The organism is Veillonella sp. CHU740 (assembly GCF_003992055.1).
Lineage (GTDB): Bacteria > Bacillota > Negativicutes > Veillonellales > Veillonellaceae > F0422.
This window is the reverse complement of the sequence record NZ_RQVD01000002.1, coordinates 192,962-218,412: the sequence shown is the minus strand read 5'-3', so window position 1 is coordinate 218,412 and position 25,451 is coordinate 192,962. Positions and strand designations below refer to the sequence as shown.

The window sequence follows — 25,451 nt, the reverse complement described above, 5'->3', positions numbered from 1 at the left end:
GATGAGGTTTCTCATAGCATAAGCTAGTAAGATCCCATGTAGACGACATGGTTGATAGGCCAGGTGTGGAAGTGCTGTAAGGCATGGAGCTGACTGGTACTAATAGATCGAGGGCTTTACTTAAAAAAACTTGTAAGTTAACTATTATTCTTCTATGTAGTTTTCAGGGAACACCCTGACAGATTCAGTGACGATGGCTACGAGGAACCACCTGTTCCCATCCCGAACACAGTAGTTAAGCTCGTAAACGCCGAAAGTACTTGGCTGGAAACGGCCTGGGAGGATAGGAAGTTGCTGATTAAGAAAAGAAAAAGAGACACCGAATGGTGTCTCTTTTTCTTTTCTTTGTTAGTGAGTTTACATACGAGTAGGCCCCGCTGGGATCCCCAGTGAACCACTTTCATAGGAGCGAAGCGATGCATGAAAGTGTGTGAATCGGGGAGTTCTGCCCGTAAGATTTTCGACGACCGAAGGGAGTAAAGAAAATCCACAGGGCAGAACAGGAAGTTGCAGATGATGAGGCTATATGAGAAAAGCAATTATATTGATGACGTAATATAACTCTTTTTATAACTATTTTGTTTTAACTATCTAGTTTCTACTTCGTCTATTATGATATAATCTGATCGAATTAGCTGTAAATGTAAAACAATGAATAGATTTATTATATTATAGGAGAAGTTGCTATGACTAATATCGATATATTTAAACAACAAATACAAGAAATGATGAATACAGATTACCGTTCATTTATAGTAGCTCTTATTAACATCGAAAGAGGAGAAACTAATAAAGATAATTTACAAGCTATATATAATTTATATATGGAAAATGATGATGTAACTTTACTAAATCAGCTTTTCTATAAATAGTATATAGTTATATTTTTTTATATTTAGGTCTGGAGAAGACCCTTTTTATTGTGTTAGCATTAGATCTTGACAACCCTATTTATATATGATCTACTTAAGATATAAATTGTTATATCCTAAGGAGAAATCAATATGCAAATTGGTACAGTTTGTAAGCAAATTAAAGAATTATTTCCAATAGGTGATGGGCCAACCTATGTAGTTCCAATTTATCAAAGACCATATACTTGGGAAGAGTCTAATATTAATGATTTTCTAAATGATATAAGTGTGGAGAATGATGGATATTATATTGGAAATGTTTTACTGATAGATAAAATAGATCAGAATTATCCTAATATTAAATTACAAGAAGTTGTAGATGGTCAGCAAAGGTTAACTTCATTAGCATTAATTTTAATGGCTATATTTTATAAATTATACGGTTTTATTTCTTACGTAGAGAGAAATCAACTTTCCAAATTATTCACTATACAAGAAGATATTAAGCGTAAATTAACTAACGCCGAAAACACTGAACATTCTTTACGTTTACTAAAAAAAGATAGTGATGTATATAATGCCATATTTACATTTATTATTACAAATTCATCCTATGATGAATTAGGTAATGCATATAATTTAAACAATACTGCTGAAATTAAATGTGATAAAAGACGATTAATGTGGAAGCGTTTTATTGATATTTTAGAATGGTTATCTGAAAACTGTCATACTTTTGAAGATATAGAGCGTTTTTACAGAAAAGTTGATAATTTAACGATTGTGTCAATTACCTGTAATGACCTTGGTGATGCCTTTTCTATTTTTTCATCAATAAATGCAAAAGGCTTGCCATTAACTTTAATAGATTTAATTAAAGTTGAGTATTTATCTGCTGTGGGAGCATCGGATGAAAACCTTATCACAGTGTATGAGGAAAAGTGGATAGAATTATTAGATATATTTAGTGAAACACAAAAGGACTCTAATCACAGTAAAGTTATTCAATTTTTACAAAATTATTATGATACTTTTATAAACTCAACAGCATCCTCAATAACTAAAAAAGAAGCTTTGAAAGAGTATAAAAAGGTTTTTACTAGTAAAGGTTCAGATTTTATTGATGAACTATTCAAACAGGCAAGAATTTTTGTAGATATTATAAATAGTGAAAATATTATTAATGATAAAGCTGATGCAAATGTTATCGATGATATAAATATTTTAACTATTTTAAGTGAACTACATAGAATGGAAACATCTTCTATCTATCCTTATTTAATGTTCTTTTTAGATTTGTATGTAAATAAATGTATAGGATTAGAGGATTTAATTTATAATCTTACAAAAATAAAGGCTTTTTACATAAAAAGGAATATTATGCAGAAACCCAAAGCATCTAATATTCGTTCGAGGGTTTTAGAAACTATTCGTAGTTTTAAAAATATTAATAGTGTAGATACTATAACCTCAACTGTATCTAACTTATTAAGAGATATTTCTGTGAGTGATGAACAATTTAAACTAGCACTAGAAGAACCCTTATATAGTAAATCAAACTCTAAAACTTTATGAATCATATTAATAGATTTGGCTAGACAATATAATAATGGTTATTTCTCTAAATCTAGACCCGATACATTAGATTTATATACATCTAAACAGACACCTCGTTCTATGTATAAATGGACGATAGAACATATTTTACCAGATGGCAGGTTAAATAGCGATTGGATTCAGTCCTTAAGTAAAGGTAATAAACAAGTTGCTGAAGAAATTCAAGAAAAATATAAGAATAAATTAGGTAATTTAACGTTAACTCCATATAATTCGGAAATGAGTAATTCGTCTTTTATTGTTAAGCGTGATTATAATCCAAGTGGTTCAGAATATGAAGGACTAAGAAGTGGCTTATTTTTAAATGAATCTATAGTTGATAGTGTTAGAGACGAAGATATAAGTAATAAGGAAGAATGGACAGCAGAAGATATAAACAGAAGAACAGATATATTATCTGATCTGATTATTGACTTGTATACACTTTAAATTTAAGGCATTTATCTAGTGATCATAACTCTATTCTAAATTCTAATAAGAAAGGATACGCTATGGACTCAAAGGATATAGAAATTAATGACATTGTTACAAACGACACAAATGAACTGCAACAATCTAAATCTTTAGTAAATCATAAAAATCTTACTTTAGTTCAAGTGTATTTTACTCATAAAAAAGATGCTTACCTATACTTATGTGAAAATATTGTTTTACATGAAGGTGATCATGTATATGTATCTGGAAAGATGAAAGATACATTGGGGATTGTGGTAGATGTGAGACATGAATTTAAGGTTCGCCCATCTAAATATGAACGTGTGATTGCTAAAGTAGATACCCAATTGCATGGTGACCTTACTATTTCTAATCGCTTTTTACTCTCTTTTAGTCGCAATTGTATAGGAAAGGAAAAGATCAGTAAATGGTTTTTTGCGCCTCAAGGGGAAGAACTTTTTATTTCTACGTATACGCCATCTCCATTTCCTTTAGATGATTTATCTCAATTTCCTATTCAAAGAGAACGATTGGAAAGAGGCATTCAATACTATAAAGATCAACGTGTAGTATATATATGTTTAGATGATGTATATGGATATGCGATTGTTCAAGGATCAGAATGTTATGAAATAGAATTTATATATCAAAATGAAATGATAGAGGATATTTCATGTGGCTGTTATTGTGATGGATATTGTAAACATGAATTTGCATTATTGTTAGAATTAAAGGAATTGGTTAAAGAGCTTAAGACATATTTCACCAAGCAATATTCTGTAAATACATATGTGGCAGCGATAGATAAGGATGTCTTATGGCATATGAGTGTAAGATGGGCGAGACGAGGGATTATTTCTTTTACTAATGATACAGAACCTATTATTGTAAATTAAGGAGGACCCATGCAAGAACGTAAACTTTCATCTGAAATGAAATTCGATGGTAAATTAATAAAAGTAACTTATGATATTGCCGATGTCAATGGTAAGGAAGCATGGCGTGAAGTAGTTCACCATCCAGGGGCTAGTGCTGTAGTAGCCATTGATGAAGACAATCGCATTATTATGGAAAAACAGTTCCGCTATGCTTTGAACGATTATTTATTAGAAATTCCAGCGGGTAAATTAGATGCTGGTGAAGATCCTTTAGTATGCGCCAAACGTGAGCTAGAAGAAGAAACCGGTATCATCGCCTCTGAATGGATTAGTCTTGGCGCTATTGCTACGTCTCCTGGATTTTGCAATGAAGTTATCCATTTATATGTGGCAAAAGGACTTTCAAAAGGAGAAATCCATTGGGATGAAGATGAATATGTGGAAGTAGAGCGATATACTTTGGATGAATTGTTACAACGCATTAAGGAAGAAACAATCAAAGATAGCAAAACTTTATCTGCGTTGTTATTAGCAATGCCATATATAAAATAGTCAAAGAATGCCTAGGAACAGTATTCCTAGGCATAGGCTTTTTACGCTAGAGTAATAGAGAGGAGGTCTCTATGTTTAAACGAATTATTACGATTGTTACAGATAGTGTGGGGATTGGTCATAGCCCAGAGGCAGAGCGCTTTGGAGATGCTGGTGCTAATACATTGGGGCATATTGAAAAGGCAGTAGGGCCTTTACAGATTCCAAATTTACGAAAATTAGGTATCGGAAGGATTGCAGATATTACACCGCAACAAGATACAGTGGTGGGCGCCTTTGGTCGCATGCATGAACAAAGTACAGGAAAAGATACCACCAGTGGTCATTGGGAGATGATGGGGCATCCCGTGAAAGTTCCTTTTCCAACATTTTATGACGGGTTTCCACAGGAGTTGATGGATACTTTTACGAAGGAAACTGGCTATGATTTTCTAGGTAATGAAGCGGCATCGGGGACGGAAATCATTGAGCGCCTAGGGGAAGAGCATATGAGAACGGGGAAACCCATTGTGTATACATCTGCCGACTCGGTGTTTCAAATCGCCGCTCATGAAAGCATCATTCCGTTAGAGGATTTATACAAGATGTGCCAAATTACACGAGACCGTGTTTGTATTGGAGATTATTATGTAGGACGTATCATTGCTCGTCCATTTGTGGGAGAGCCAGGTCATTTTGTGCGCACCTCAAATCGTCATGATTATAGTCGATTACCAGAAGGGCGATTTGTATTACAAGCCTTACAAGATGCGAAGGTGCCGACCATTGGAGTAGGGAAGATCGGCGATATTTATGCTCATATTGGACTGGATCAATCCTATCCGACGAAATCTAATTCTCATGGTATTAACCTAGTGGCTGCCTTGTTGGGACATAGTACGAATGGCACACATCCTATGTATGATACATCGGATGCTATGTCAGAAGGTAGATTTACTTATGGCTATATGATGGTCAATTTAGTAGAGTTCGATAGCTTATATGGGCATCGTCGAGATGTACAAGGCTATGGTCGTGAGTTAGAAATGTTCGATTATCAACTAGGGGGATTGCTAGAACTATTGAGCGAAGATGATTTACTACTCATTACGGCAGACCATGGTAATGATCCGACGTGGAAGGGAACAGACCATACACGAGAATTAGTGCCACTATTGGCATATTCACCAGCTTTTACAGGGCCCATTGACTTAGGGGATAGACGTAGTTTCGCTGATATTGGACAAACCATATTAGAAAACTTTGGTGTAACAGAACCATTTGTGGGGGAAAGTTTCTTGTATAAGATAGTAAAATAGAGAAATACTTACTTTTTTATAATGTTAGGCGTATAATAAAACTAAGACATATGATAAAAAAGGAGGTGAGAGAATGTGTACTATAAATATTAGTCAAAATGAAGAACTAAAAGCCCTTGTAAAATTGCTTATTGATGGAGCAACAGAGTCAATTATTTTACAAGATGAGAATACAGTAGCAGAAATAAAACTAGTGAAAGATGTACCACAACCGATACAGTTTGGATTAGGAAGAGGTTTGTTTACAGTTCCAGATGATATTCATGCAGGGGATGAAGTAATTCAAGAAGTATTTAAGGAGTACATATGAATATTCTATTAGATACACATATTTTATTATGGCTTTTATTTGATGATAGTAAACTTTCAAATAATTGCAAAAATATATTAAGCTCACAAGATACATATATATTTTTTAGTGTTATTTCTCTTTGGGAAATTGAGATTAAGCATAATAAATATCCAGATAGATTTCCTTATGATGCAGAAATTGTATATAAGCTAGCTAAACAGTCTGGGTTACGATTATTATCGTTATCGCCAGAAAATATTTTTATGATTAGGACTTTAACTAGAACGGAATCGGCAAAAGCACATCATGATCCATTTGATAAGATTATGATCAGCCAAGCCAAAGCTGAAAGAATGCAATTTATAACACATGATGAACTGTTATTAGGGTATAATGAACCCTGCGTTTCATGGGTGTAAGTATACATTTAATATAATAAGTTAGACATAGCAAAAGAGGCTATCAGTACTGAAGAATATTCTTCCTGACTGATAGCCTCTTTTTTGAGTACATGTACCTTCAAAATCTTACGCGCGTGTAATTTTATCAGAACGAAGGCAGCGTGTGCAAACGTTAACTCGTTTAGTTTCGCCGTCTACAATTGCTCGTACTCTTTGGATGTTTGGTTTCCAAGTTCGTTTGGAACGGATATGGGAATGAGAAACATTCATACCCGTAGTAGTGGATTTACCACATACTTCGCAAAGGTTTGCCATTTGTTTCCACCTCCAAAGTGTTTACTACTAATATAACATATGTATTTTATCATAAAAAGGCTAGGGAATGCAAGTGCATTTCTCCCTTTTCAGGTAATATTATACTAGCCTATTCACTATATACTAAAATCGTAAAATCTGTCAAATTTTATTGAAAAACAACTTGCGTTTATTTTACACAAGTTGTATAATTTAAATATAATTAAATATAAGAAGGACACTTTGATACAACGCCTAACACACGTGACTCTTCAAAAAAGTGCCCTTCTTTTTTTGTGCCATTTTATGGATTTTAGTTCACTTTCATGACAGGCACTATGGTATAATATAATGCATAATACGATCTGTTAGCTACGGTATACGTATTCTCTAGTAGTTATATAGTAGAGCTACTAGACCGTGGTAATTTTGCCATGTTTGAAACTGGTAGTAATCATTGATAGAGAATATAGTACGCTACACTTTCACAAAAGTGGTGTAACTAGAAAGAGTATAGATAGAGCATGAACGAACAATTGCAATCCATCAAAGGCGTAGGGCCACAGAGGGTGAAACAATTACATAAACTAGGCATCACCAGTGTAACAGGATTGTTACACTATTTTCCGCGCACCTTTGAGGATAGACGACAAGTGTATTCTGTTCATGAAGCGCCAGTAGGTGAAACTGCTGGAATTACAGGGCGTGTGGTACGGGTCAGCGAAAAGCGCCCTCGCCCTAGAATGCATATTTTAACGGTTACTGTAGGAGATGGTATTCGACAAATAAATTTGGTACTTTTCAATCAAGCCTATAAAAAGAATTTTTACAAGTCGGGGCAACAGATCTATGCGTATGGAAAGTTAGAGCATGCCTATGGTAATTTGCAAATGAACTCCCCCCAAATAGAAATACTGGAAGAAGGACAAACTATAGATAGAGGGATTGTTCCTGTGTATGGATTGACAGAGGGAATGAAGCAATGGAGCATTCGTATGGCCATTAAGAATTGGTTTGACAATCATCAAGAGTTAGAGGATGTATTACCTGTAGAGGTGCAGAGACATCGATGCACTATGAGCCGATACGATGCGTTTAAAGAAATGCATTTTCCTACTTCTTGGGAACGCCATCAAGAGGCACGAAAACAATTGGCGTATGAAGAGTTGTGGATAATGCAAATGGGATTACTTCTATTGCGGGCTCATGAGCAGGTACAAGGTGGACATGCAATGGATGGGAATGGCTCGTTAGTGGAGCGCATTACTTCGAGTCTACCCTTTCAGTTAACGGGGGATCAAAAGAAAGCCTTTGCAGACATTGCTAGCGATATGGAAGAGCCAAAGGCCATGCAACGTCTTGTACAAGGTGATGTAGGGTCAGGTAAAACCGTAGTGGCCGCATTAGCGTTGGCAAAGGCTGTAGAAAATGGATTTCAAGGGGCTATTATGGCACCTACAGAAATTTTAGCCTCCCAACATTTTGAAAGCTTTCAAGAATTGTTTGGCGATGCACCGATACGAATGGTCCTGTTAACAGGCTCTACCAAAGCGAAGCAAGATGTATATGAGGCGTTGCAAAAGGGTGATATAGATATCGTAGTGGGAACACATGCCTTAATCCAAGAAGGAGTAGAGTTTCATAGATTAGGACTCATCGTGGTGGATGAGCAACATCGTTTTGGGGTAGAGCAACGGGCGAAGTTACAACGAAAAGGAGATCATCCTCATGTGCTCATTATGACGGCCACCCCTATACCAAGGACGATGACCTTATCTATCTATGGAGATTTAGAGGTATCCTTGATTAAAGAGATGCCGCCAGGTCGTAAACCGGTAAAAACCTATGCAGTGGATACATCGTATAAGGAACGCTTATTACATTTTTTTGAAAAAGAAATGAAAGAGGGGCGACAAGTGTATGCAGTCTGCCCGTTAGTAGAAGAATCAGAAAAGATGGATCTTCATGCAGCAGAGCAGATTGCCTATGAGTATAAGGAATACTTTGAACCACACTATCGTGTAGGTATGGTACATGGTCGAATGCGACCGAAGGAAAAAGAGGAAGTGATGGATGCTTTCTATCGTCGAGAGCTTCACTTATTGGTATCTACCACAGTCATTGAAGTGGGCGTGAATGTACAAAATGCAACCATTATGTGCATTCATGATGCGGAGCGATTTGGACTTTCACAGTTGCACCAACTACGAGGGCGCGTAGGACGTGGGTCCGCACAAGCCTATTGCATATTGATCAGCGATAGTAAAAATCCAGATAGCAAAACGAGGCTATCCCTGATGGAACAAACACAGGATGGATTTGAATTGGCGGAACAAGATTTGTTGTTACGAGGCACTGGAGAGCTATTCGGATTAGCGCAGTCGGGATTACCTGATTTAAAGGTGGCTAATATCATTAAGGATATACCTATTCTCGTAGAAGCTAGAGAGGATGCAAATACCTATTTGCGTGAGAAGGGATTTGTAGAGGTGCAGGCCACGCTTCGTCACCAAATGGAAGCTAGATTTGGTTCTCAATATATGCGTATTTTGTATAGCTAAAGTTGTTTATCCAGGTCAAATTATGATACAATAAGGTAAGATTCTATCTTTAGCACAGTGCTAGAGATTCGTAGTGGTAAGGGAGGAATAGCTCATGCCTATTATTCATGTAGAATTAGTTGAAGGTCGTACATTCGAACAAAAAAAAGCTCTTGGTGAAGCAATTACAAAAGCAACAGTAGAAACTGTAAAAGTACCTGCTGAAGCGGTAAAAGTTATTTTTGTAGATATGAAAGCTGACAACTATATGGAAGCTGGCGTTATGCGCTGTGAAAAGAAATAATTAGGAAAATTACCTACCAGAAGGATAGGTCTATGAAGATAGTCTTACTATTTTCGTATGTCCTGTCCTTCTTGTTTGCGTACTAGAGTGGATGAGGTGAATGGTGCAGAATCAAATACATGTGCTGTCCGTACCGATTGATGTGGTAACGATGACGGAAGCCGTACAAAAGGTGCTCACATTAGTGGGAACACCAGGCTTACATATGGTGGCCACAGCAAATGCAGAGATGGTCATGATGGCTCAAGAAAACCAAAAACTGTTAGAGGTTCTGCAAAAGGCTGACCTCGTAGTTCCCGATGGAGCAGGTGTGCTATGGGCAGCAGAGCAACAAGGGGAATCTTTTCCTGAACGGGTGACAGGATGTGATTTACTACATCATCTATTGCAAGCCGCTAAAGATAATCATATTAAGGTATATTGCTTAGGTGGTGCAGAAGGTGTTGTGAAACAGGCCTTGGAGAATGCTACAGCAGAATTAGGCGATTTGCCAGTGGTAGGATATCATTCTGGATATTTTACTGAGGAAGAGGAAGTAGACATTCTTAAGGATATAGAACGCAGTGGAGCGCAACTTGTGTTTGTTGCCTTTGGGGTACCTAAGCAAGAATTCTGGATTCGAGAGCGACTCGCTCATTTAGATGGCGTTGTAGCCATGGGTGTGGGTGGTTCATTCGATGTGATGGCGGGCATGTTGAAACGTGCACCTCTATGGATGCAACGCAATCGGCTAGAGTGGTTATATCGCCTACTATTACAACCAAAGCGTATCATTCGTATGTTAGCATTACCAAAGTTTATGTGGGCTGTTTGGCGGCATAAACAATAGATGCCTTATTATATAACAGTATGATAGAGGCAAAGCATCAGAGAGGTTTTAGTATGGGTTTTATTGTAAAAGAAGGATATCCCTTAATAGGTGCGTGTTTAGTGGTAGCAGGCCTAGTTGGATACTTCGTATCATGGTGGTTAGGAATTATACCGTTTATATTGGCATTATTCTTTACATATTTTTTCCGGAATCCTAATCGCCGTATTCCTCACGATCCAACTATACTTGTGTCCCCAGCGGATGGCAAGGTGATGGAAGTGACGGAAGTATTTGAAGATACCTATTTGCATCAACAATGCAAAAAAGTAACTATTTTCCTATCTGTATTCGATGTGCATGTGAACCGTGCACCTATGGCGGGGGAAATTACCTTCCGTCAATATACAGAAGGTCAGTTCTTACCAGCTTACAAAGATTCCGTAGGCTATGAAAATGAAAGACATACAATTAGCATTAAAAATGATCGCATGGAAATTGTGGTGACACAAATTGCGGGATTGTTAGCTAGACGGATTGTGTCTTGGACAGATTTAGGAGATACCTTAGAACAAGGTACCTTGTATGGTATGATTAAGTTCGGTTCTTGCACAGAATTGTTTGTACCTTTAGATGTAGATATTTGCGTAAGAAAAGGTCAACATGTAAAAGGTGGAGAAACGATTATTGGGAGGGTGAAAGATGAATAAGTCTATATTTCCCAATCTATGTACAGCAGCTAATCTAGCCTTTGGTGTCGTTGGTATTAGTTTATCTGCAGCGGGAAACTTTACAGGGGCAGCTATATGCGTCCTATTATCATTACTAGCAGATGGCCTAGATGGTCGCATCGCACGAGCATTGGGAGTATCTGGTGATTTTGGTCGTGAACTTGATTCCTTAGCGGATGTAGTTGGATTTGGTGTATCTCCTGCGTATATGCTATATATGATGAGCTTAGATCACTATGGGTGGTTAGGCTATGTCCCTTTATTAGTATTTTCTGTATTAGGGGCTTTCCGATTAGCTCGTTTTAATATTATGACAGAAGAAGTACACGGTTACTTTCAAGGATTACCTATTCCAGCAGCAGGATGTATGGCAGCAACCTATGTATTGAGTGGTGTTCGAGTTCCAGATGTAGTATTGATGATTGCGATGATACTCGTAGGCTACTTGATGGTTAGCAATGTGCATCATCCAGACTTTAAAGGTAAAGGTAGTGATCCAGTACAACCTATAGCAGTAGGAATTACCGTAGCTTGTGGTGTATTCCTTGCATTATTGGACTATCGCGTATGGCCAGTACTTATTTTTGTGTTGTATACCGTATATGGCATTAGCAATACGATTATCAACAATATTCGTAAATAGGAAGGGGCTAGGATGAATTACGTTTGGTTTGACCTAGTTATGATTCCCATACAGGTAATCATTGTATTCTATACATTGTATTACTTTGTGTTAATGGTTTGTGGTATGTGGCATAAAAGTGATACAACAGAGTGCCCTCCAAAACATTCCTTTGCCATTATTGTATGTGCTCATAATGAAAGTGCTGTTATTGGTCAATTAGTCAACAATCTCCAAGTTCTTGACTACCCTCGTCATTTATATGATATTTTTGTTGTGGCTGATAACTGTAAAGATAATACGGCACAGATTGCTCGTGAAGCAGGAGCAGAAGTGTATGAACGTTTTAATACGGACGAAGTGGGCAAAGGCTATGCCATGGGATGGATGTTTGATACCGTATTCGCCATGGAACGTAACTATGATGCGTTTGTCATCTTTGATGCAGATAATCTTGTGCATCCTCACTTTCTGTATGAAATGAATCGCCATTTAGAAAAAGGAGAGTCAGTGATTCAAGGGTATTTGAACGCTAAGAATCCAACCGATACATGGGTGGCGGGAACATTTGCCATTGCTTTTTGGATGGTTAATCATATGTGGCATTTGGCAAAATATAATTTGGGACTATCTACAGCTTTGGGTGGTACAGGTATGTGTATTCGTACCAATATTATTCGAGATTACGGATGGTCTTGTAATAGCTTAACAGAAGATATGGAGTTTTCCCTAAAATTGTTGATTCATGGTGTCAAAACAACCTGGGCACATAATGCGATTGTATATGATGAGAAACCATTGACATTTATGCAATCTTGGAACCAACGAAAACGATGGGCCCAAGGGCACTTTGATACGGGAGAACGGTATATACCGAAACTCTTTGTACAAGGAATTAAGAAGGGGAAATGGACAATCCTCGATGGGATAGTGCAGATTACACAGCCATACTTCTTATTATTATCGGCATTCTATATTATCATGACGTATATTAATGGGATTGTTCCATTTTATACCAATATTATTTACCAAATCTTGCCCGTACAAGTGTGGCAGATTATTGGGGTGGGACAGTATTTATTCCCGCTTATCGTATTGGCGCAAATTAAAGTGCCTCCAAAAGTGTGGTTCTATTATTTACTATATCCATTATTCATCTATTCTTGGGTACCGGTTACCTTCTTAGGATATTTGAATCGACATGATAAAGTATGGTCTCATACACAACATACCCGAGGTGTAGCACTAGGGGAAGTAAAATTAACTCGTATGGGAGATACAACTCGTAAAACAAAAGAATAATATAAGTGAAGAGCAGCAAAGCAGAAATGAACTTGCTGCTCTTTTGTTGAAAGAGGATACACGGGAAGATATCATTAAGGTAGCCTTAAAGATGCATGACTATGTGTCTCCCCTCATCGACCCGATTGAAAAGTATGCAAAAGAGTCCACAAAGATAACACAAGAATAGTTACAAGGGATAGAACTGCAATTATATGTCATTTTTGCAGGTATAGAGACCTTGCCGACATTATTCTCCTATACATATACAATGGAGAAGATTAAAGCAGGAAAGGTAAACAGTGTGGAGCCTCAAGATATAATTACGGGGAGAGATAAGCAGAAAAATTTACTAACACTATTATTTTGGCTCCAAACTATAGAGGTTGTAGCGAAAGAGATTCTATTGCAACTAAACTATCGCAATGAAGTGACTGGGGATTTTCCTAGATGCATGAAGCAATTAAGCAAGATCTTAGAGTTTTATGTAGAACAATTCAAAGGTAATGCGATTCCATACGCAGATGTACCAACATTAGAATTACAATGGGGTGTTCCAGTATGTGAAGTGGTGGAAAGGTTTAGTCGCCATGTACAACGTTGGATACAACATAAGGCAAATGTAGGTACGAGTACAGAAAGACATTGTTTGAAGCTGTTAGAAACTTTAAAAGTAGCGGCAGATTATTATAAAATACTGTTCCCTGGGATGATAAGTATGGAGTTTCAGGAAAGGGTTAGAAAGCCATAGTATATATGTTGTGATTATAGATTGTAATATGTATAGTCTATTTCTACAATATGTCCTATTCCATGCTATAATAAAATTAGATTAGATAATTTTCTATCTTTCACAAGGAGGAACTATATGTCAGCTATTGCTATTATTGGTGGTACCGGTGTGTACGATCCAAATATGTTTGATACGATGACGGAATCATCTCTTATGACACCATATGGAGAGATTCATTATGTATGTGGAACTTATGAAGGTAAGACGGTGTATTTTTTAGCTCGTCATGGCCGTGATCATTCGATTCCACCACATAAGATTAATTATCGTGCCAACATTTGGGGGTTGAAAAAGTTAGGTGTTAAGTTCATCGTATCTACGACAGCAGTAGGTTCTTTGGATCAAAACTTTGGACCAGGTCATTTTGTGTTGACTGACCAATTTCTAGACTTTACGAAAAACCGTGTGAATACATTCTACGAAGGCGGCGATCGTCCAGTGGCGCATGTGGATGTAACGGAACCATATAGCCCTGAATTACGAGGTATTGTAGAAAACGCTGCTAAATCTTTAGGATTGACGGTGCATAATGGTGGAACGTACGTATGTACAGAGGGGCCTCGTTTTGAATCTCCTGCTGAAATTCGCATGTATGCTATGTTAGGCGGTCAAACGGTGGGGATGACAAATGTACCAGAGGTGACCTTAGCGAATGAAGCGGAAATGGCATATATGACAATTTCCATGGTTACAAACTATGCAGCAGGCATTTCTAAATCTGCCTTGACACATGGTGAAGTGGTGGATATGATGCAACAAATGGCAGAACAGTTGCAATCGCTGGTGAAAGAAGTTATTAAGGGCATTGATGTGAATGCAGATTATCCAGCGCATCATCGTATGTCAGAATACGGTGGCTTTCAATTATAATCTATGGTGAAGAATTTAAAAGGAGAACGCCAATGCAATCTTTAATTCGAGATATTTCCTTAGCTGCTGAAGGTCGTAAAAAAATCGACTGGGTGGCTAATTTCATGCCTACTTTGAACACATTAGGAGACCGTTTTGAAAAAGAACAAACTTTCAGAGGTCAAACCATCGTTGTATCCGTTCATTTAGAAGCAAAAACAGCGTATTTATCTACCGTGTTACAACGTGGTGGTGCCGAGGTTATTGTTACAGGTTCCAATCCGTTATCTACGCAAGATGATGTAGCGGCAGGATTGGTAGACATGGGGTTAACTGTATATGCTTGGTACAACTGTACAGACGAAGAATATACAATGTTCCTAAATAAGGCCTTAGATCATAAACCGCATATCATCATCGATGACGGTGGCGATTTAGTAAGTTTATTACACACTACTCGTCAAGATGCGAAAGAACGTCTATTAGGCGGTAGTGAAGAAACTACAACAGGTGTACATCGTTTGAAAGCATTAGCGGAAGCGGAACAACTAACATTCCCTATGATCGCTGTTAACGATTCTAACTGTAAATACTTATTCGATAATCGCTATGGTACAGGTCAATCTGTTTGGGATGGTATTATGCGTACTACAAACTTAACGGTAACAGGTAAAAATGTGGTGGTTGCTGGTTACGGTTGGTGTGGTAAAGGTGTAGCACTTCGTGCCAAAGGCCTAGGTGCTCACGTGTATGTCACAGAAGTGGATCCAATTAAAGCCATCGAGGCTGTATTCGATGGTTTCAAAGTATTACCAATGGTAGAAGCAGCTAAAATCGGCGATATTTTTTGTACAGTGACAGGCTGTAAAGATGTTATCACAGAAGAACACTATGCGGTGATGAAAGACCGTGCTGTACTTTGTAATGCAGGCCATTTCGATTGCGAAGTCAATGTAAAAGATCTAGAAGCTATGGCGGTGTCTCACGAACGAGTGCGCCAAAATATCGAGGCCTACCATATGCAAGATGATCGCCAATTGTATGTACTAGCAGAAGGTCGTCTAGTAAACCTAGCAGCAGGTGATGGACACCCAGCAGAAATCATGGACTTGTCCTTTGCAATGCAAGCATTGGCGGCAGAATATATCTTGCATCATGGCAAGGATATGGAACATGATGTACATGTATTGCCATATGAAGTAGACGCAGAAATTGCGAAACTGAAATTGCAATCCATGGGCTACGATTTAGATACGTTGACACAAGAACAATATGATTATTTGTATACTGTAAACTAACATTTTGTATATGTTGTTAGGGGGCGTATAGTATGGAAGTAATGGAAACATATTTTGAATCCTTTGAGAAATTCAAAGATTTTCTTGAATGGCAAGATTTTTATGAATATCTAAATGATGTATTAGGGAAGTTCTATAGTAGTAAAGAAGCGGGTATATTCTATGATACACTAGAAGGTTACTACCGTGAGTTGGATGCCTTTAATACAGATAAAAAATACGATGATATTGAATATGAAGATTGGATTAAGTTACAAGAAGATTTTCAAAAGAATTTCTGGAATCAATTTCCAAGTGAAAATATTTGGGTAGATGACTTTGTAAGTGTAAGAGATTTGTTCAAAGATAAAGAAACTGGTCAATTTGTTGCTATGCAATATATGCCTCTACCTAGGTACTGCGATGTAACTGGATATGGGCTGGGAGAATATACATTTAACAAGTACACTTCTATTAATGATTGGGAATCGTTTCCTGTCTTTCACATTAGAAAAAAAGATGGAACCATCTATGTAGTGGGTGGTGAAGGTAATTGTTATGATATTTCTGAACCTCCTGATAGAAATGCTGATGATTGTTTTGTTATTTTTTCAGTACTAATCTTTTTATTTATGAAGCAAATTATAGATAAAGGTGAACACTATGAACCTATTTTAGAAATTCTAACAAAATCAAAAACAAGAAAACGTAAATTTTTACAGGATTTGTATAAGGAAATTACTACAACAACGATTATTATTGATGAAGTATCTTTTGAAGGATTAGAACAATATGATGGCATTGCAGAAAGAACATTACTGCATAGCCTAACTGCTAACAACTAAAAAAATAGTCTACACATAATTTGGTGATGGAAGATTTAACTTTCATCACCATTTTTATTCAAAAAAGATATTTGTCCTCTATATAAATACAAAAATATGGAAAATATACGCTATGGGTTTACTAAATAAACTCATAACTAAATTCTTATATTTATATTTGACAAACTACTCAGGTTACATTCATAATAGGAAAGCATAGATTTTCTATAGTGTTATCACTTGTTCTTTAAGCTGATAAAGTGAAAAAGGTAAAGATGACTTTCACAGTTAGAAAATCCAAAAGAGGAGTTTTTAAGAAGGAAGGGTGTAACATGAAAAAATCCATGTTCAAACGTGCACTAGCATTGGGTGCTACGGCTATTTTGGCTGCAGCGATCGCTGGTTGCGGTGGCAATAGTTCATCAAGTGACAATGCAAATGAAGCAAAAGTAGCTTTATTGACGACTACGTCTGGCGCAGCAGCTGCCTATGGCGAATCTATTAAGAATGGTGCAGAGTTAGCGGTAGCACAAATTAATGCAGATGCTAACAATGTAAAAATTAATTTGTTGGTGGAAGACACAAAAGGTGACAAAAACGAAGCTATCAATGCGATGAATAAGGTCATTGCAAAAGATAAAGTAGTGGCTGTTATTGGACCGATGTTATCTGGTGAAATGATGGCAGCAGGCCCGATTGCCAACAAAAATAAAGTGGTAGCATTGGGTACTTCTACAACAGCAGAAGGTATTACTGATATCGGAGATTATATTTTCCGTAATGCTGTACCAGAATCTTTGGCAGTAGACGCAGCGATTCGTCAAGCTCATAAAGTATTAGGTTTCAAAACAGCAGCGATTATGTACTCTAACAACAATGACCAAATGGTATCTGTAAACAATACTGCTAAAAAAGCATTGGAATCTGAAGGAGTTCAAATTGTAGCAACAGAAACGTTTGCAGACAAAGATACAGATTTCTCTGCACAGTTGACTAAAATTCAACAAGCAAAACCTGATATCATCATCGTTGCTTCCTTGTACCAAGAAGGTGCGTTGATTATGAAAAAAATGCGTGAGCTTGGTATGAACCAACCAGTGGTAGGTTCTAATGGTTTTAATAGTCCAGCGTTCATTAAAAATGCAGGTGCCGCTGCTGATGGTGCGATCGTAGGTACACCTTGGTTCCCTAACAAAGATGACCAAAAAGTTCGCGACTTCCGCAAAGCCTATGTAGAAAAATATGGTCATGAACCAGACCAATTCGCAGCACAAGCATATGATGCTGTATTCTTGTACGAAGCCGCATTGAAAGCAGCTAGCTCTACAACAGATCGCGAAAAATTCCGTAATGCTTTAAAAGGTATTACAGACTTCGTAGGGGTAACTGGTAAATTCCAATTCAACGAAAAACGTGATCCATCTATGGAAGTTCAAGTTTTACAAATTAAAAACGGTCAGTTCGACGCATTACAAAAATAGGAGTTAAACGATGTTTTTACAGCAATTAGTGAATGGCCTTACTTTAGGCAGTCTCTATGCAGTATTAGCAATCGGATTGACACTGGTGTTTGGTGTGTTGAACATCATCAACATGGCTCACGGAGGCATCTTTATGATAGGTGCCTTCGTGGGTTTATTTATGGTGACAGTCTTTGAAGCTAATATCTTCGTAGCCATCCTTGTGGCTATGCTCGTAGGGGCAATTCTTGGATATTTGTTAGAGTTTGTGGCACTTCGTCCACTTCGCAAAAAAAATGTATCCCATTTGGCGCCATTGATTTCTACGATTGGTGTCTCTATTTTTATTGAAAGTGTAGCCTTGCTTGTGTGGGGTCCACAAACACGTTCTTTCCCACCAGATTTTATTGGTGGACTTATCGATTTTGGTATGTTCAAAATCTCTATGGTTCAAATTATTGGCCTTGGCGTATCCATTGTGTTAATGTTGATTTTAAATGTACTCATTAAAAAGACTAAAATCGGTAAAGCTATCCGTGCTGTATCTTTGAGCACAGAAACGGCATCTCTATTGGGTATTAACCCTACTTTGGTTATTTCTGTAACAGTGATGCTCGCTTCTGCATTAGGTTCTGCAGCTGGTGTATTAGTTGGCTTATCTTTCGATGCCGTAGAGCCTATGATGGGTGTTGTCATCGGATTTAAAGGCTTAGCTGTATTAATCTTGGGTGGTCTTGGAAATATTACCGGTGCCATGGTAGGTGGATTCATCTTAGGTGTATCTGAAGTATTCTCTGTTGCTTATGGAGCATCTTCTTACCGTGATGCTGTAGCCTTTGGGTTAATCATTCTCTTATTGTTCTGGAGACCACAAGGGTTATTCGGATCCAAAGATAAGGGGGGACGACCATGAGTGAAATTTTAAATCCATATTATCTACAAATTGTGATGTTCTTCATTATCAATGCCATTATGGGTATTTCCATTTTCTTCACCCTTTCTACAGGGCAGTTGACATTGGGTGCGGCTGGTTTTATGAGTGTTGGTGCCTACGTAGGTGCTTTGCTTACTTTGAAAGCTGAACTGCCGATTCCGATTGCTATCTTCATTGGTGGTATCGTAGCGGCCTTAGTAGCTATTGTGATTGGTTTACCGACGACGCGTTTGAAAGGGTTATACTTAGCCATTGCTACCTTAGGTTTTGGTGAAGTAGTACGTGTTATTTTCTTGAACTTGGAAGTGACACATGGTGCATTGGGGCTTTCAGGAATTCCAGCGATTGCCCAAGAATTGACAAACTATGTGTATGAATTTGATATGGACGGATTGTTAGATATCGATGCATTAACATGGGGTAACTTGTTAACGATTGTTATCTTATTAGTGATTTTAGCATTGGTTATTCTATTTTGTTTACGTATCCACAATAGTCGTGTAGGTCGTGCATTCCAAGCTATCAAAGCAGATGATCATGCAGCAGAATTAATGGGTATCAATGTGGTGTATTACAAAATGTTAGCCTTTGTAATTGGCGCTTTCATTGCCGGCATTGGCGGTGGTTTGTATGCGCATATTACGAACTTCATCAACCCTACGGATTTCAGTTACCACAAAGTAGTACAAATTTTATTGTTCCCAGTGTTTGGTGGCTCTAATGTAGTATGGGGGTCTGTACTAGGCTCGTTCATTTTGACATTGTTGCCAGAAGTATTGCGCTTCTTAGCGGATTATCGTGATATTATTTACGGTGCGTTATTAGTTATCTTGATGGCGGTTCGCCCAGATGGTATTTTGACAGAAGAATTAATGGAAAAAATCTATCGTAAACTAGGTGTAAAAAAGAAACCATATATTCCAGAATCACAAGTGTTAACAGAACGCTTTGAAGCATATAAAGCACAGAGCAAGTCTGGTCAAGAATAGGAGGTAACCATGCTATTACAATTAGATGATGTAAGTAAAAGCTTTGGCGGTGTGGCTGCCTTGACAGGAGTTACCTTCCAAGTGAATCAAGGAGAAGTCTTTGGTGTGATCGGACCCAATGGTGCTGGTAAAACGACGTTATTTAACTTAATTACTGGGGTGTTCCCTGTAAGCACTGGTAATATTGTATTTGATGGTATGAATGTAGTGGGCATAAAACCACATCGTACAGTGGAGATGGGGATTGCTAGAACGTTCCAAAATATCCGTCTCTTTGGTAATATGACAGCCTTGGAAACTGTATTGACAGGTATGCATTGTCGTACAGGTTCTGGTGTGTTGTCTAGTTTCTTCCGTACAAAACGCCAACGCATTGAAGAAGAGCGTTGTCGTGGTATTGCCTATGAGTTTTTAAAACTCGTTGGTTTAGAAGAGGATGCAGAAGAAGTAGCTACATCCTTACCATATGGTAAGCAACGTCGTTTGGAAATTGCTCGTGCCTTAGCAACGCATCCACAATTGATTTTATTAGATGAGCCTGCGGCAGGTATGAACGATAGTGAGACAGAGGTATTGCGCCAATTGATCGGAAAAATCCGTGATTTAGGTATTACCGTGGTGGTCATTGAGCATGATATGGCGTTGATGATGAATATTTGTGACCGTTTAGCAGTGTTGAACTTCGGCAAAAAGATTGCAGAAGGAACTCCACAAGAAATTCAAAACAATCCAGATGTAATCGAAGCGTACTTAGGAAAGGAGGAATAATATGTTAAAAATTGAAAATGTAGTAGCTGGTTATGGACATATTACAGCTTTAAAATCTATTAACTTAGAAGTTCCTCAAGGTTCTATTGTATCTTTGATTGGTGCCAATGGTGCTGGTAAATCGACAACTATGCGTTCTATTATGGGCTTAGTAAAACCAACAGAAGGTCGCATTACTTTTGAAGGTAAGGATATTACGTCCATGAAAACACATGACATAGTGAAAGCTGGTATCTCCCTCGTTCCAGAAGGGCGCCAAATATTACAAGATATGAGTGTTTACGAAAATTTAGAAATGGGTGCGTATATACGCAAAGATAAAGATATCGAAGCTGATATTAAGAAAGTATTTAAACGTTTCCCTATTCTTGACGAACGTAGCTACCAATTAGGCGGCACACTGTCGGGTGGACAACAGCAGATGCTTGCGATCGGTCGTGCTTTAATGGCTCGTCCTAAACTGTTGTTGCTAGATGAACCATCCATGGGTTTGGCGCCGTTGGTAGTGAATGAAATCTTTGAAGTTATCAAGGAAATAAGTGCTGAAGGAACGACTGTATTATTAGTAGAGCAAAATGTACGTCAAGCTTTGAAAATCGCTGACTATGCATATGTATTAGAAACAGGTAAAATCGTTCTTTCAGGACCAGCAGAAGAAATTCGCCATGACCCTAGAGTGATGGAAGCGTATTTGGGTGGTAGAGTGGAATAATTCTCTAAATTTTATCTTAAATATCCTAGAAAAGTAAAAGATATATAGAGGATTCAATACTGGTGAATTGACCTTGGCAGGTAACTATATAAAGATAGCAGATATACAATCCATTGCGGTTGTGTATCTGCTTTTTATTTTCTATATTTTTAATATATAGTTATTACAAAGAGAAATGGGGCGTACATATTACTATAAGAATATAGAGAAATGATTATATAATGGCATATATATATCATTACATACTAGAGGAGTATATAGGAGATGCTTTCAAAAGATAAATAAAATTGAAAGGTAGTAAAAACTATTGTGTATACATGAGCTCAATGTCTTGTAGTCAAAGCAATTTTTTTGTACACTAGTAGATAGATATTACATATAAGTATAAATTAGGAAGGTGTTACACATGAGCATGGCAGCGAAACAAGCGCGTGGGAAAAAAGCAAATGACGCCATCTTTGCAACAAACTCTCGAGCGCAAGAAGCAGCAATAACATATGGTAAAGAAAATGTTTTAATCGGTACTGTCGGGTCTATCCTTGATGAAAACGGAGATATCGTATTTTTAAAGGTTGTAGAGGATGAGTTCCGTAATTTGCCACGCAATGAATACATCGCATATGCTCCAATTGAAGGACTGCCGGAGTTCATCGAAGCATGTAAGCAAGAATGTTTTAGTGAGTCTCGCCCAAACGCCTATATCGAAGGGATTGCTACGACTGGTGGTACAGGTGGGATTCATCATTTAGTTCACAACTATACAGAAATTGGAGATAAGGTCATCACAGCTGATTGGCATTGGGGCGCCTATAAACAAATTTGTGCAGATAATGGTAGAGAATTAGTGACATATCCTTTGTTTAATGAGGCGTTTGAATTTAATTTCCCAGCTTTAGAAGCGCTTACCTTAGAATTGGCTAAGATACAGGAAAATGTGTTAATTATCATCAATACACCTGGTAATAACCCAACAGGATTCTCTTTATGTGAAAGTGATTGGGATAAAGTCTTAGGCATGTCTAAAAATTTGGTAGCTAATGGAAAAAATAAAGTAATCATCGGTATTGATGTGGCCTATATTGATTTTTCTGGTGAAAAAGAAGAAGTTCGTCGTTTCTTCAAGAAATTCGAAAATCTACCTAAAGAGATACTAGGAGTAGCTTGCTACAGTATTTCTAAAGGTTTCACGATGTATGGACAACGTGTGGGCTGTATGTTAGGGATTACTTCTGATGCAGAAGTGGCGCAAGAGTTTTTTGATATCAATCAAATGACCTCTCGTGGTACTTGGTCCAATATTAATCGTCCGGCTATGCGTACGATGTCGAATATCGTTCATGATCCAGAAAAAATGAAACGGTATGAAAAGGAAATTCTTGGTTATTCTAACTTAATAGAAGAACGTGCTGCTATTTTAGAAGAAGAAGGTAAAGCGATTGGTCTTCCTATGCTGCCATATATGGGAGGTTTCTTTGTGACCATACCAAGCGATGCACCAGCTGAAGTGACAGAGGAATTGATGAAAGAACATGTGTACTTAATTCCTGTATCTAGAGGGATTCGGGTGGCAGTATGTTCAGTACCTAAACGACAAATTACTGGATTGGCACAACGTATATATGATGCCATGAAACGAGTTGGGCAGCTGTGACACGTAATAATAGGGATAATAGAATATAACATATATCTGTTAAGAAAAGATGGGTGAATCATAGATTCACCTGTCTTTTTTATTTTATGGTAATTTCTTGTGTGTTTCCCACGTGTGTATCAATACCTTTAATACTCTATTTTTCAAGTGAATATACTGAATTTTTATAGTACATAGAATAAATGATGAAAAATAGAAAATTCCCACCACTTTTCCCCACCATTTTATACTGTAAAAAGTGTTCGATATTATGCTTTATATACGAACATATATATAAATATTTAGAAAGAAGTTCGTTATAAACGAATTGTAAGAAAAATTTGCATAAATATCTATAAAATGAGTGGTTATTGTGTTGTTAAAAGTGGTGAAATGTGGTAGAATTTACCATATAGTGGTAATAGGGCAAAAAGGTGTATAAAAAAGGAGGTGTCCTTGCTATGTTTAAAGGTGAATTTTCACATACAATTGATAGTAAAGGACGCATGATAATTCCTGCTAAAATGCGCGAACAGCTTGGTGAAAACTGTGTTGTTACCAGATATTTAGATAATACCCTAGCCATTTATACACAAGAAAAATTTGAAGAAATTGCCAAAAAGCTAAGTGCCCAAAGTTCCAATAAATCTGCACAACGTGCCTTTGTGCGTTTCTTTGTAGGGGGAGCCGCAGATCTTGAATTTGATAAGCAAGGTCGTGTCTTGATTCCAAGTAATCTAAGAAAGCATGCAGAATTAAAAAAAGATGCAATCATCGTTGGTAATGGTGAGCGCATTGAAGTATGGAATAAAGCTCGTTGGGATGCCTATAATGATGAGATTTATGGCAATATTGAAGAATTAGCTGAAGAGTTGGATTTAGATGACATTGGATTTTAAGTGAGGGATTATGGACTTTCATCATGTGAGTGTATTACTCAATGAAACGCTAACAGGATTGGCAATTAAACCAGATGGAATCTATGTAGACTGTACCTTGGGTGGGGGAGGACATTCCCATGCCATTGGTGAACAGTTATCTGCAGAAGGTATGATTGTAGGTTTAGACCAAGACGTGGCGGCATTGCAAGCAGCATCAAAGCGATTAGAAGATTTAAGCTGCCAGGTGAAAGTTATTGAAACCAATTTCTCTAACTTAAAGCAAGCCTTGCTCAATGCAGGCATAGAAAAAGTAGATGGATTTGTCTTTGATCTAGGCGTATCCAGTCATCAATTAGATACGGCAGAACGAGGATTTTCCTATATGCAAGATGGTCCACTAGATATGCGAATGAATCAAAGTGGAGCATTAACTGCGGAAGCGATAGTTAACACGTATTCTAGTGAAGAACTATATCGCATCATTTGGGAGTATGGGGAAGAACGTTGGGCCAAACGTATCGTAGAGTTCATTGAGGAAGCGAGAGCTGAGGAGCCAATTGTTACGACTGGTCAATTGGTGGATATTATCAAGCGAGCTATACCAGCCAAAGTAAGACAAGACGGACCGCACCCAGCGAAACGAACGTTCCAAGCGTTGCGTATTGAAGTGAATCAAGAGCTTCAAATTTTACATGATGCATTTGTAGATGCCGTATCTATGCTAAATCCGAATGGACGAATTGCTGTGATTACGTTCCATTCTTTAGAAGATAGAATTACGAAACAAACATTTAAAGAGTTAGCGCAAGGTTGTACATGCCCACCAAGTTTGCCAATGTGTGTGTGCCACAATGTACCAACTGTAAAAGCAAAAAATAAGGCCATAGAGCCTAGTCAACGAGAAGTAGAAGAGAATCCACGGTCCCGTAGTGCCAAGTTGAGGGTAGCCGTGAAATTATAGTTTGGAGGAATGCTATGTTAGTACGAAAGGCTACGTATTGGGAACAATCGGCTCCTTATGTAGAACCCGCCAGAAAAGAAAAAGTCAAATCACCTGATTTTATCTTAGATGTGACACCGAATATGAGAGAGTGTGTAGTGACCTTGATCTTTGGTGTTATATTAGGAATGATTTGTTTGATTATCACGGGTGTTACAGAAAACGTAAGAAAAGAAACTGTACAAATACAAGAAAAAATAGTTTTTGAAAATCGTACGAATTACGAGTATAATTTAGAGTTAGCAGAACTAAAATCTCCAACGCGCATTCAAAAAATTGCGCAAGAAAAACTTGGCATGGTATTACCAGATAATTTCGTTTATACCACTAAGAATACAGTGGAAGAACGAAAGGTTACAACGAAAAAGGATATTAGAGAATGATGAAGGCAGTCCTTTTGGACTGCTTTCGCTATGATTGGAGGAAT

Annotated in this window: 29 protein-coding genes and 2 rRNA genes; 30 read left to right on the top strand and 1 reads right to left on the bottom strand. The window is 37.6% G+C overall.

The genetic code is table 11. The features are described 5' to 3' along the window. The 10 genes from EO115_RS02310 to EO115_RS02265 all read left to right on the top strand — a co-directional run. A 23S ribosomal RNA gene (locus EO115_RS02310) occupies nucleotides 1-123 on the top strand; the annotation flags it as partial. Between the two features lie 60 nt (nucleotides 124-183). Beyond that, nucleotides 184-300: ribosomal RNA gene (gene rrf, locus EO115_RS02305) — 5S ribosomal RNA — on the top strand. A 386-nt stretch (nucleotides 301-686) separates the two neighbouring features. Beyond that, complete coding sequence (locus EO115_RS02300; protein ID WP_126937369.1) at nucleotides 687-872, top strand: hypothetical protein; 186 nt, start codon at nucleotides 687-689, stop codon at nucleotides 870-872. Between the two features lie 132 nt (nucleotides 873-1,004). Further along, nucleotides 1,005-2,429 carry a DUF262 domain-containing protein gene (locus EO115_RS02295; RefSeq protein WP_126937368.1) on the top strand — a complete coding sequence of 475 codons (1,425 nt, stop codon included), beginning with the start codon at nucleotides 1,005-1,007 and terminating at the stop codon, nucleotides 2,427-2,429. 15 nt (nucleotides 2,430-2,444) lie between these two features. Further along, complete coding sequence (locus EO115_RS02290; RefSeq protein ID WP_256359650.1) at nucleotides 2,445-2,900, top strand: HNH endonuclease family protein; 456 nt, start codon at nucleotides 2,445-2,447, stop codon at nucleotides 2,898-2,900. A gap of 62 nt (nucleotides 2,901-2,962) precedes the next feature. After that, entirely contained in the window at nucleotides 2,963-3,802 is an 840-nt protein-coding gene (locus EO115_RS02285; protein WP_126937366.1) for a hypothetical protein, read from the top strand. Nucleotides 3,803-3,811: 9 nt separating this feature from the next. Further along, nucleotides 3,812-4,336 carry an NUDIX hydrolase gene (locus EO115_RS02280; RefSeq protein ID WP_126937365.1) on the top strand — a complete coding sequence of 175 codons (525 nt, stop codon included), beginning with the start codon at nucleotides 3,812-3,814 and terminating at the stop codon, nucleotides 4,334-4,336. A gap of 71 nt (nucleotides 4,337-4,407) precedes the next feature. Next, nucleotides 4,408-5,634 (top strand): phosphopentomutase, encoded by a 1,227-nt coding sequence (locus tag EO115_RS02275; RefSeq protein ID WP_126937364.1) that lies wholly within the window; start codon nucleotides 4,408-4,410, stop codon nucleotides 5,632-5,634. A 73-nt stretch (nucleotides 5,635-5,707) separates the two neighbouring features. After that, nucleotides 5,708-5,944: a hypothetical protein gene (locus tag EO115_RS02270; protein WP_126937363.1), complete on the top strand. Its 237-nt coding sequence runs from the start codon at nucleotides 5,708-5,710 to the stop codon at nucleotides 5,942-5,944. After that, entirely contained in the window at nucleotides 5,941-6,345 is a 405-nt protein-coding gene (locus tag EO115_RS02265) for a type II toxin-antitoxin system VapC family toxin (RefSeq protein ID WP_126937362.1), read from the top strand. Before EO115_RS02270 ends, EO115_RS02265 begins: the two co-directional genes overlap by 4 nt. Before the next feature lie 108 nt (nucleotides 6,346-6,453). On the opposite strand, the gene rpmB is transcribed toward EO115_RS02265, so the two are convergent. Next, nucleotides 6,454-6,642, bottom strand: coding sequence for a 50S ribosomal protein L28 (gene rpmB, locus EO115_RS02260; RefSeq protein ID WP_038144954.1), 189 nt, complete (start codon nucleotides 6,640-6,642; stop codon nucleotides 6,454-6,456). Between the two features lie 503 nt (nucleotides 6,643-7,145). On the opposite strand from rpmB, the gene recG reads away from it, so the two are divergent. The 20 genes from recG (at nucleotide 7,146) to EO115_RS02165 (ending at nucleotide 25,407) form a co-directional block, all read left to right on the top strand. Then, nucleotides 7,146-9,182 carry an ATP-dependent DNA helicase RecG gene (recG, locus tag EO115_RS02255; RefSeq protein WP_126937361.1) on the top strand — a complete coding sequence of 679 codons (2,037 nt, stop codon included), beginning with the start codon at nucleotides 7,146-7,148 and terminating at the stop codon, nucleotides 9,180-9,182. 94 nt (nucleotides 9,183-9,276) lie between these two features. After that, the gene (locus EO115_RS02250) at nucleotides 9,277-9,465 is read left to right on the top strand and encodes a 4-oxalocrotonate tautomerase (protein WP_009353866.1); all 189 of its coding nucleotides are present in this window, start codon (nucleotides 9,277-9,279) and stop codon (nucleotides 9,463-9,465) included. Between the two features lie 103 nt (nucleotides 9,466-9,568). Beyond that, nucleotides 9,569-10,294, top strand: a complete 726-nt coding sequence (locus EO115_RS02245; protein ID WP_126937382.1) for a WecB/TagA/CpsF family glycosyltransferase — start codon at nucleotides 9,569-9,571, stop codon at nucleotides 10,292-10,294. 53 nt (nucleotides 10,295-10,347) lie between these two features. Further along, nucleotides 10,348-10,983, top strand: coding sequence for a phosphatidylserine decarboxylase family protein (locus EO115_RS02240; protein ID WP_126937360.1), 636 nt, complete (start codon nucleotides 10,348-10,350; stop codon nucleotides 10,981-10,983). Further along, nucleotides 10,976-11,647 (top strand): CDP-diacylglycerol--serine O-phosphatidyltransferase, encoded by a 672-nt coding sequence (pssA, locus tag EO115_RS02235; protein ID WP_126937359.1) that lies wholly within the window; start codon nucleotides 10,976-10,978, stop codon nucleotides 11,645-11,647. Before EO115_RS02240 ends, pssA begins: the two co-directional genes overlap by 8 nt. Nucleotides 11,648-11,659: 12 nt before the next feature. Further along, a complete protein-coding gene (locus tag EO115_RS02230; RefSeq protein ID WP_126937358.1) occupies nucleotides 11,660-12,928 on the top strand; it encodes a glycosyltransferase family 2 protein in 1,269 nt (422 codons plus the stop codon). Nucleotides 12,929-12,974: 46 nt separating this feature from the next. Next, the gene (locus tag EO115_RS08495) at nucleotides 12,975-13,097 is read left to right on the top strand and encodes a hypothetical protein (RefSeq protein WP_256359649.1); all 123 of its coding nucleotides are present in this window, start codon (nucleotides 12,975-12,977) and stop codon (nucleotides 13,095-13,097) included. 81 nt (nucleotides 13,098-13,178) lie between these two features. Then, complete coding sequence (locus tag EO115_RS02225) at nucleotides 13,179-13,658, top strand: hypothetical protein (protein WP_126937357.1); 480 nt, start codon at nucleotides 13,179-13,181, stop codon at nucleotides 13,656-13,658. 117 nt (nucleotides 13,659-13,775) lie between these two features. Next, nucleotides 13,776-14,570: an S-methyl-5'-thioadenosine phosphorylase gene (gene mtnP, locus EO115_RS02220; protein WP_126937356.1), complete on the top strand. Its 795-nt coding sequence runs from the start codon at nucleotides 13,776-13,778 to the stop codon at nucleotides 14,568-14,570. 32 nt (nucleotides 14,571-14,602) lie between these two features. After that, a complete protein-coding gene (locus EO115_RS02215; protein WP_126937355.1) occupies nucleotides 14,603-15,847 on the top strand; it encodes an adenosylhomocysteinase in 1,245 nt (414 codons plus the stop codon). Between the two features lie 32 nt (nucleotides 15,848-15,879). Beyond that, nucleotides 15,880-16,671, top strand: coding sequence for a hypothetical protein (locus tag EO115_RS02210; RefSeq protein ID WP_126937354.1), 792 nt, complete (start codon nucleotides 15,880-15,882; stop codon nucleotides 16,669-16,671). A gap of 311 nt (nucleotides 16,672-16,982) precedes the next feature. Further along, nucleotides 16,983-18,131: an ABC transporter substrate-binding protein gene (locus EO115_RS02205; protein WP_126937353.1), complete on the top strand. Its 1,149-nt coding sequence runs from the start codon at nucleotides 16,983-16,985 to the stop codon at nucleotides 18,129-18,131. A gap of 10 nt (nucleotides 18,132-18,141) precedes the next feature. Then, nucleotides 18,142-19,023 carry a branched-chain amino acid ABC transporter permease gene (locus tag EO115_RS02200; RefSeq protein WP_126937352.1) on the top strand — a complete coding sequence of 294 codons (882 nt, stop codon included), beginning with the start codon at nucleotides 18,142-18,144 and terminating at the stop codon, nucleotides 19,021-19,023. After that, nucleotides 19,020-20,033 (top strand): branched-chain amino acid ABC transporter permease, encoded by a 1,014-nt coding sequence (locus EO115_RS02195; protein WP_126937351.1) that lies wholly within the window; start codon nucleotides 19,020-19,022, stop codon nucleotides 20,031-20,033. The genes EO115_RS02200 and EO115_RS02195 overlap by 4 nt, the downstream gene beginning before the upstream one ends. A gap of 9 nt (nucleotides 20,034-20,042) precedes the next feature. After that, nucleotides 20,043-20,801 carry an ABC transporter ATP-binding protein gene (locus tag EO115_RS02190; protein WP_126937350.1) on the top strand — a complete coding sequence of 253 codons (759 nt, stop codon included), beginning with the start codon at nucleotides 20,043-20,045 and terminating at the stop codon, nucleotides 20,799-20,801. A gap of 1 nt (nucleotide 20,802) precedes the next feature. Then, a complete protein-coding gene (locus EO115_RS02185) occupies nucleotides 20,803-21,513 on the top strand; it encodes an ABC transporter ATP-binding protein (RefSeq protein WP_126937349.1) in 711 nt (236 codons plus the stop codon). Nucleotides 21,514-21,919: 406 nt separating this feature from the next. Further along, on the top strand, nucleotides 21,920-23,164 hold the full coding sequence (locus tag EO115_RS02180) for an aminotransferase class I/II-fold pyridoxal phosphate-dependent enzyme (RefSeq protein WP_126937348.1): 1,245 nt from the start codon (nucleotides 21,920-21,922) through the stop codon (nucleotides 23,162-23,164). A 440-nt stretch (nucleotides 23,165-23,604) separates the two neighbouring features. Further along, the gene (mraZ, locus tag EO115_RS02175; protein WP_126937347.1) at nucleotides 23,605-24,042 is read left to right on the top strand and encodes a division/cell wall cluster transcriptional repressor MraZ; all 438 of its coding nucleotides are present in this window, start codon (nucleotides 23,605-23,607) and stop codon (nucleotides 24,040-24,042) included. A gap of 10 nt (nucleotides 24,043-24,052) precedes the next feature. Beyond that, on the top strand, nucleotides 24,053-24,985 hold the full coding sequence (gene rsmH / locus EO115_RS02170; protein WP_126937346.1) for a 16S rRNA (cytosine(1402)-N(4))-methyltransferase RsmH: 933 nt from the start codon (nucleotides 24,053-24,055) through the stop codon (nucleotides 24,983-24,985). Between the two features lie 14 nt (nucleotides 24,986-24,999). Then, a complete protein-coding gene (locus EO115_RS02165; RefSeq protein ID WP_126937345.1) occupies nucleotides 25,000-25,407 on the top strand; it encodes a cell division protein FtsL in 408 nt (135 codons plus the stop codon). The last annotated feature ends 44 nt before the right edge of the window (nucleotides 25,408-25,451 follow it).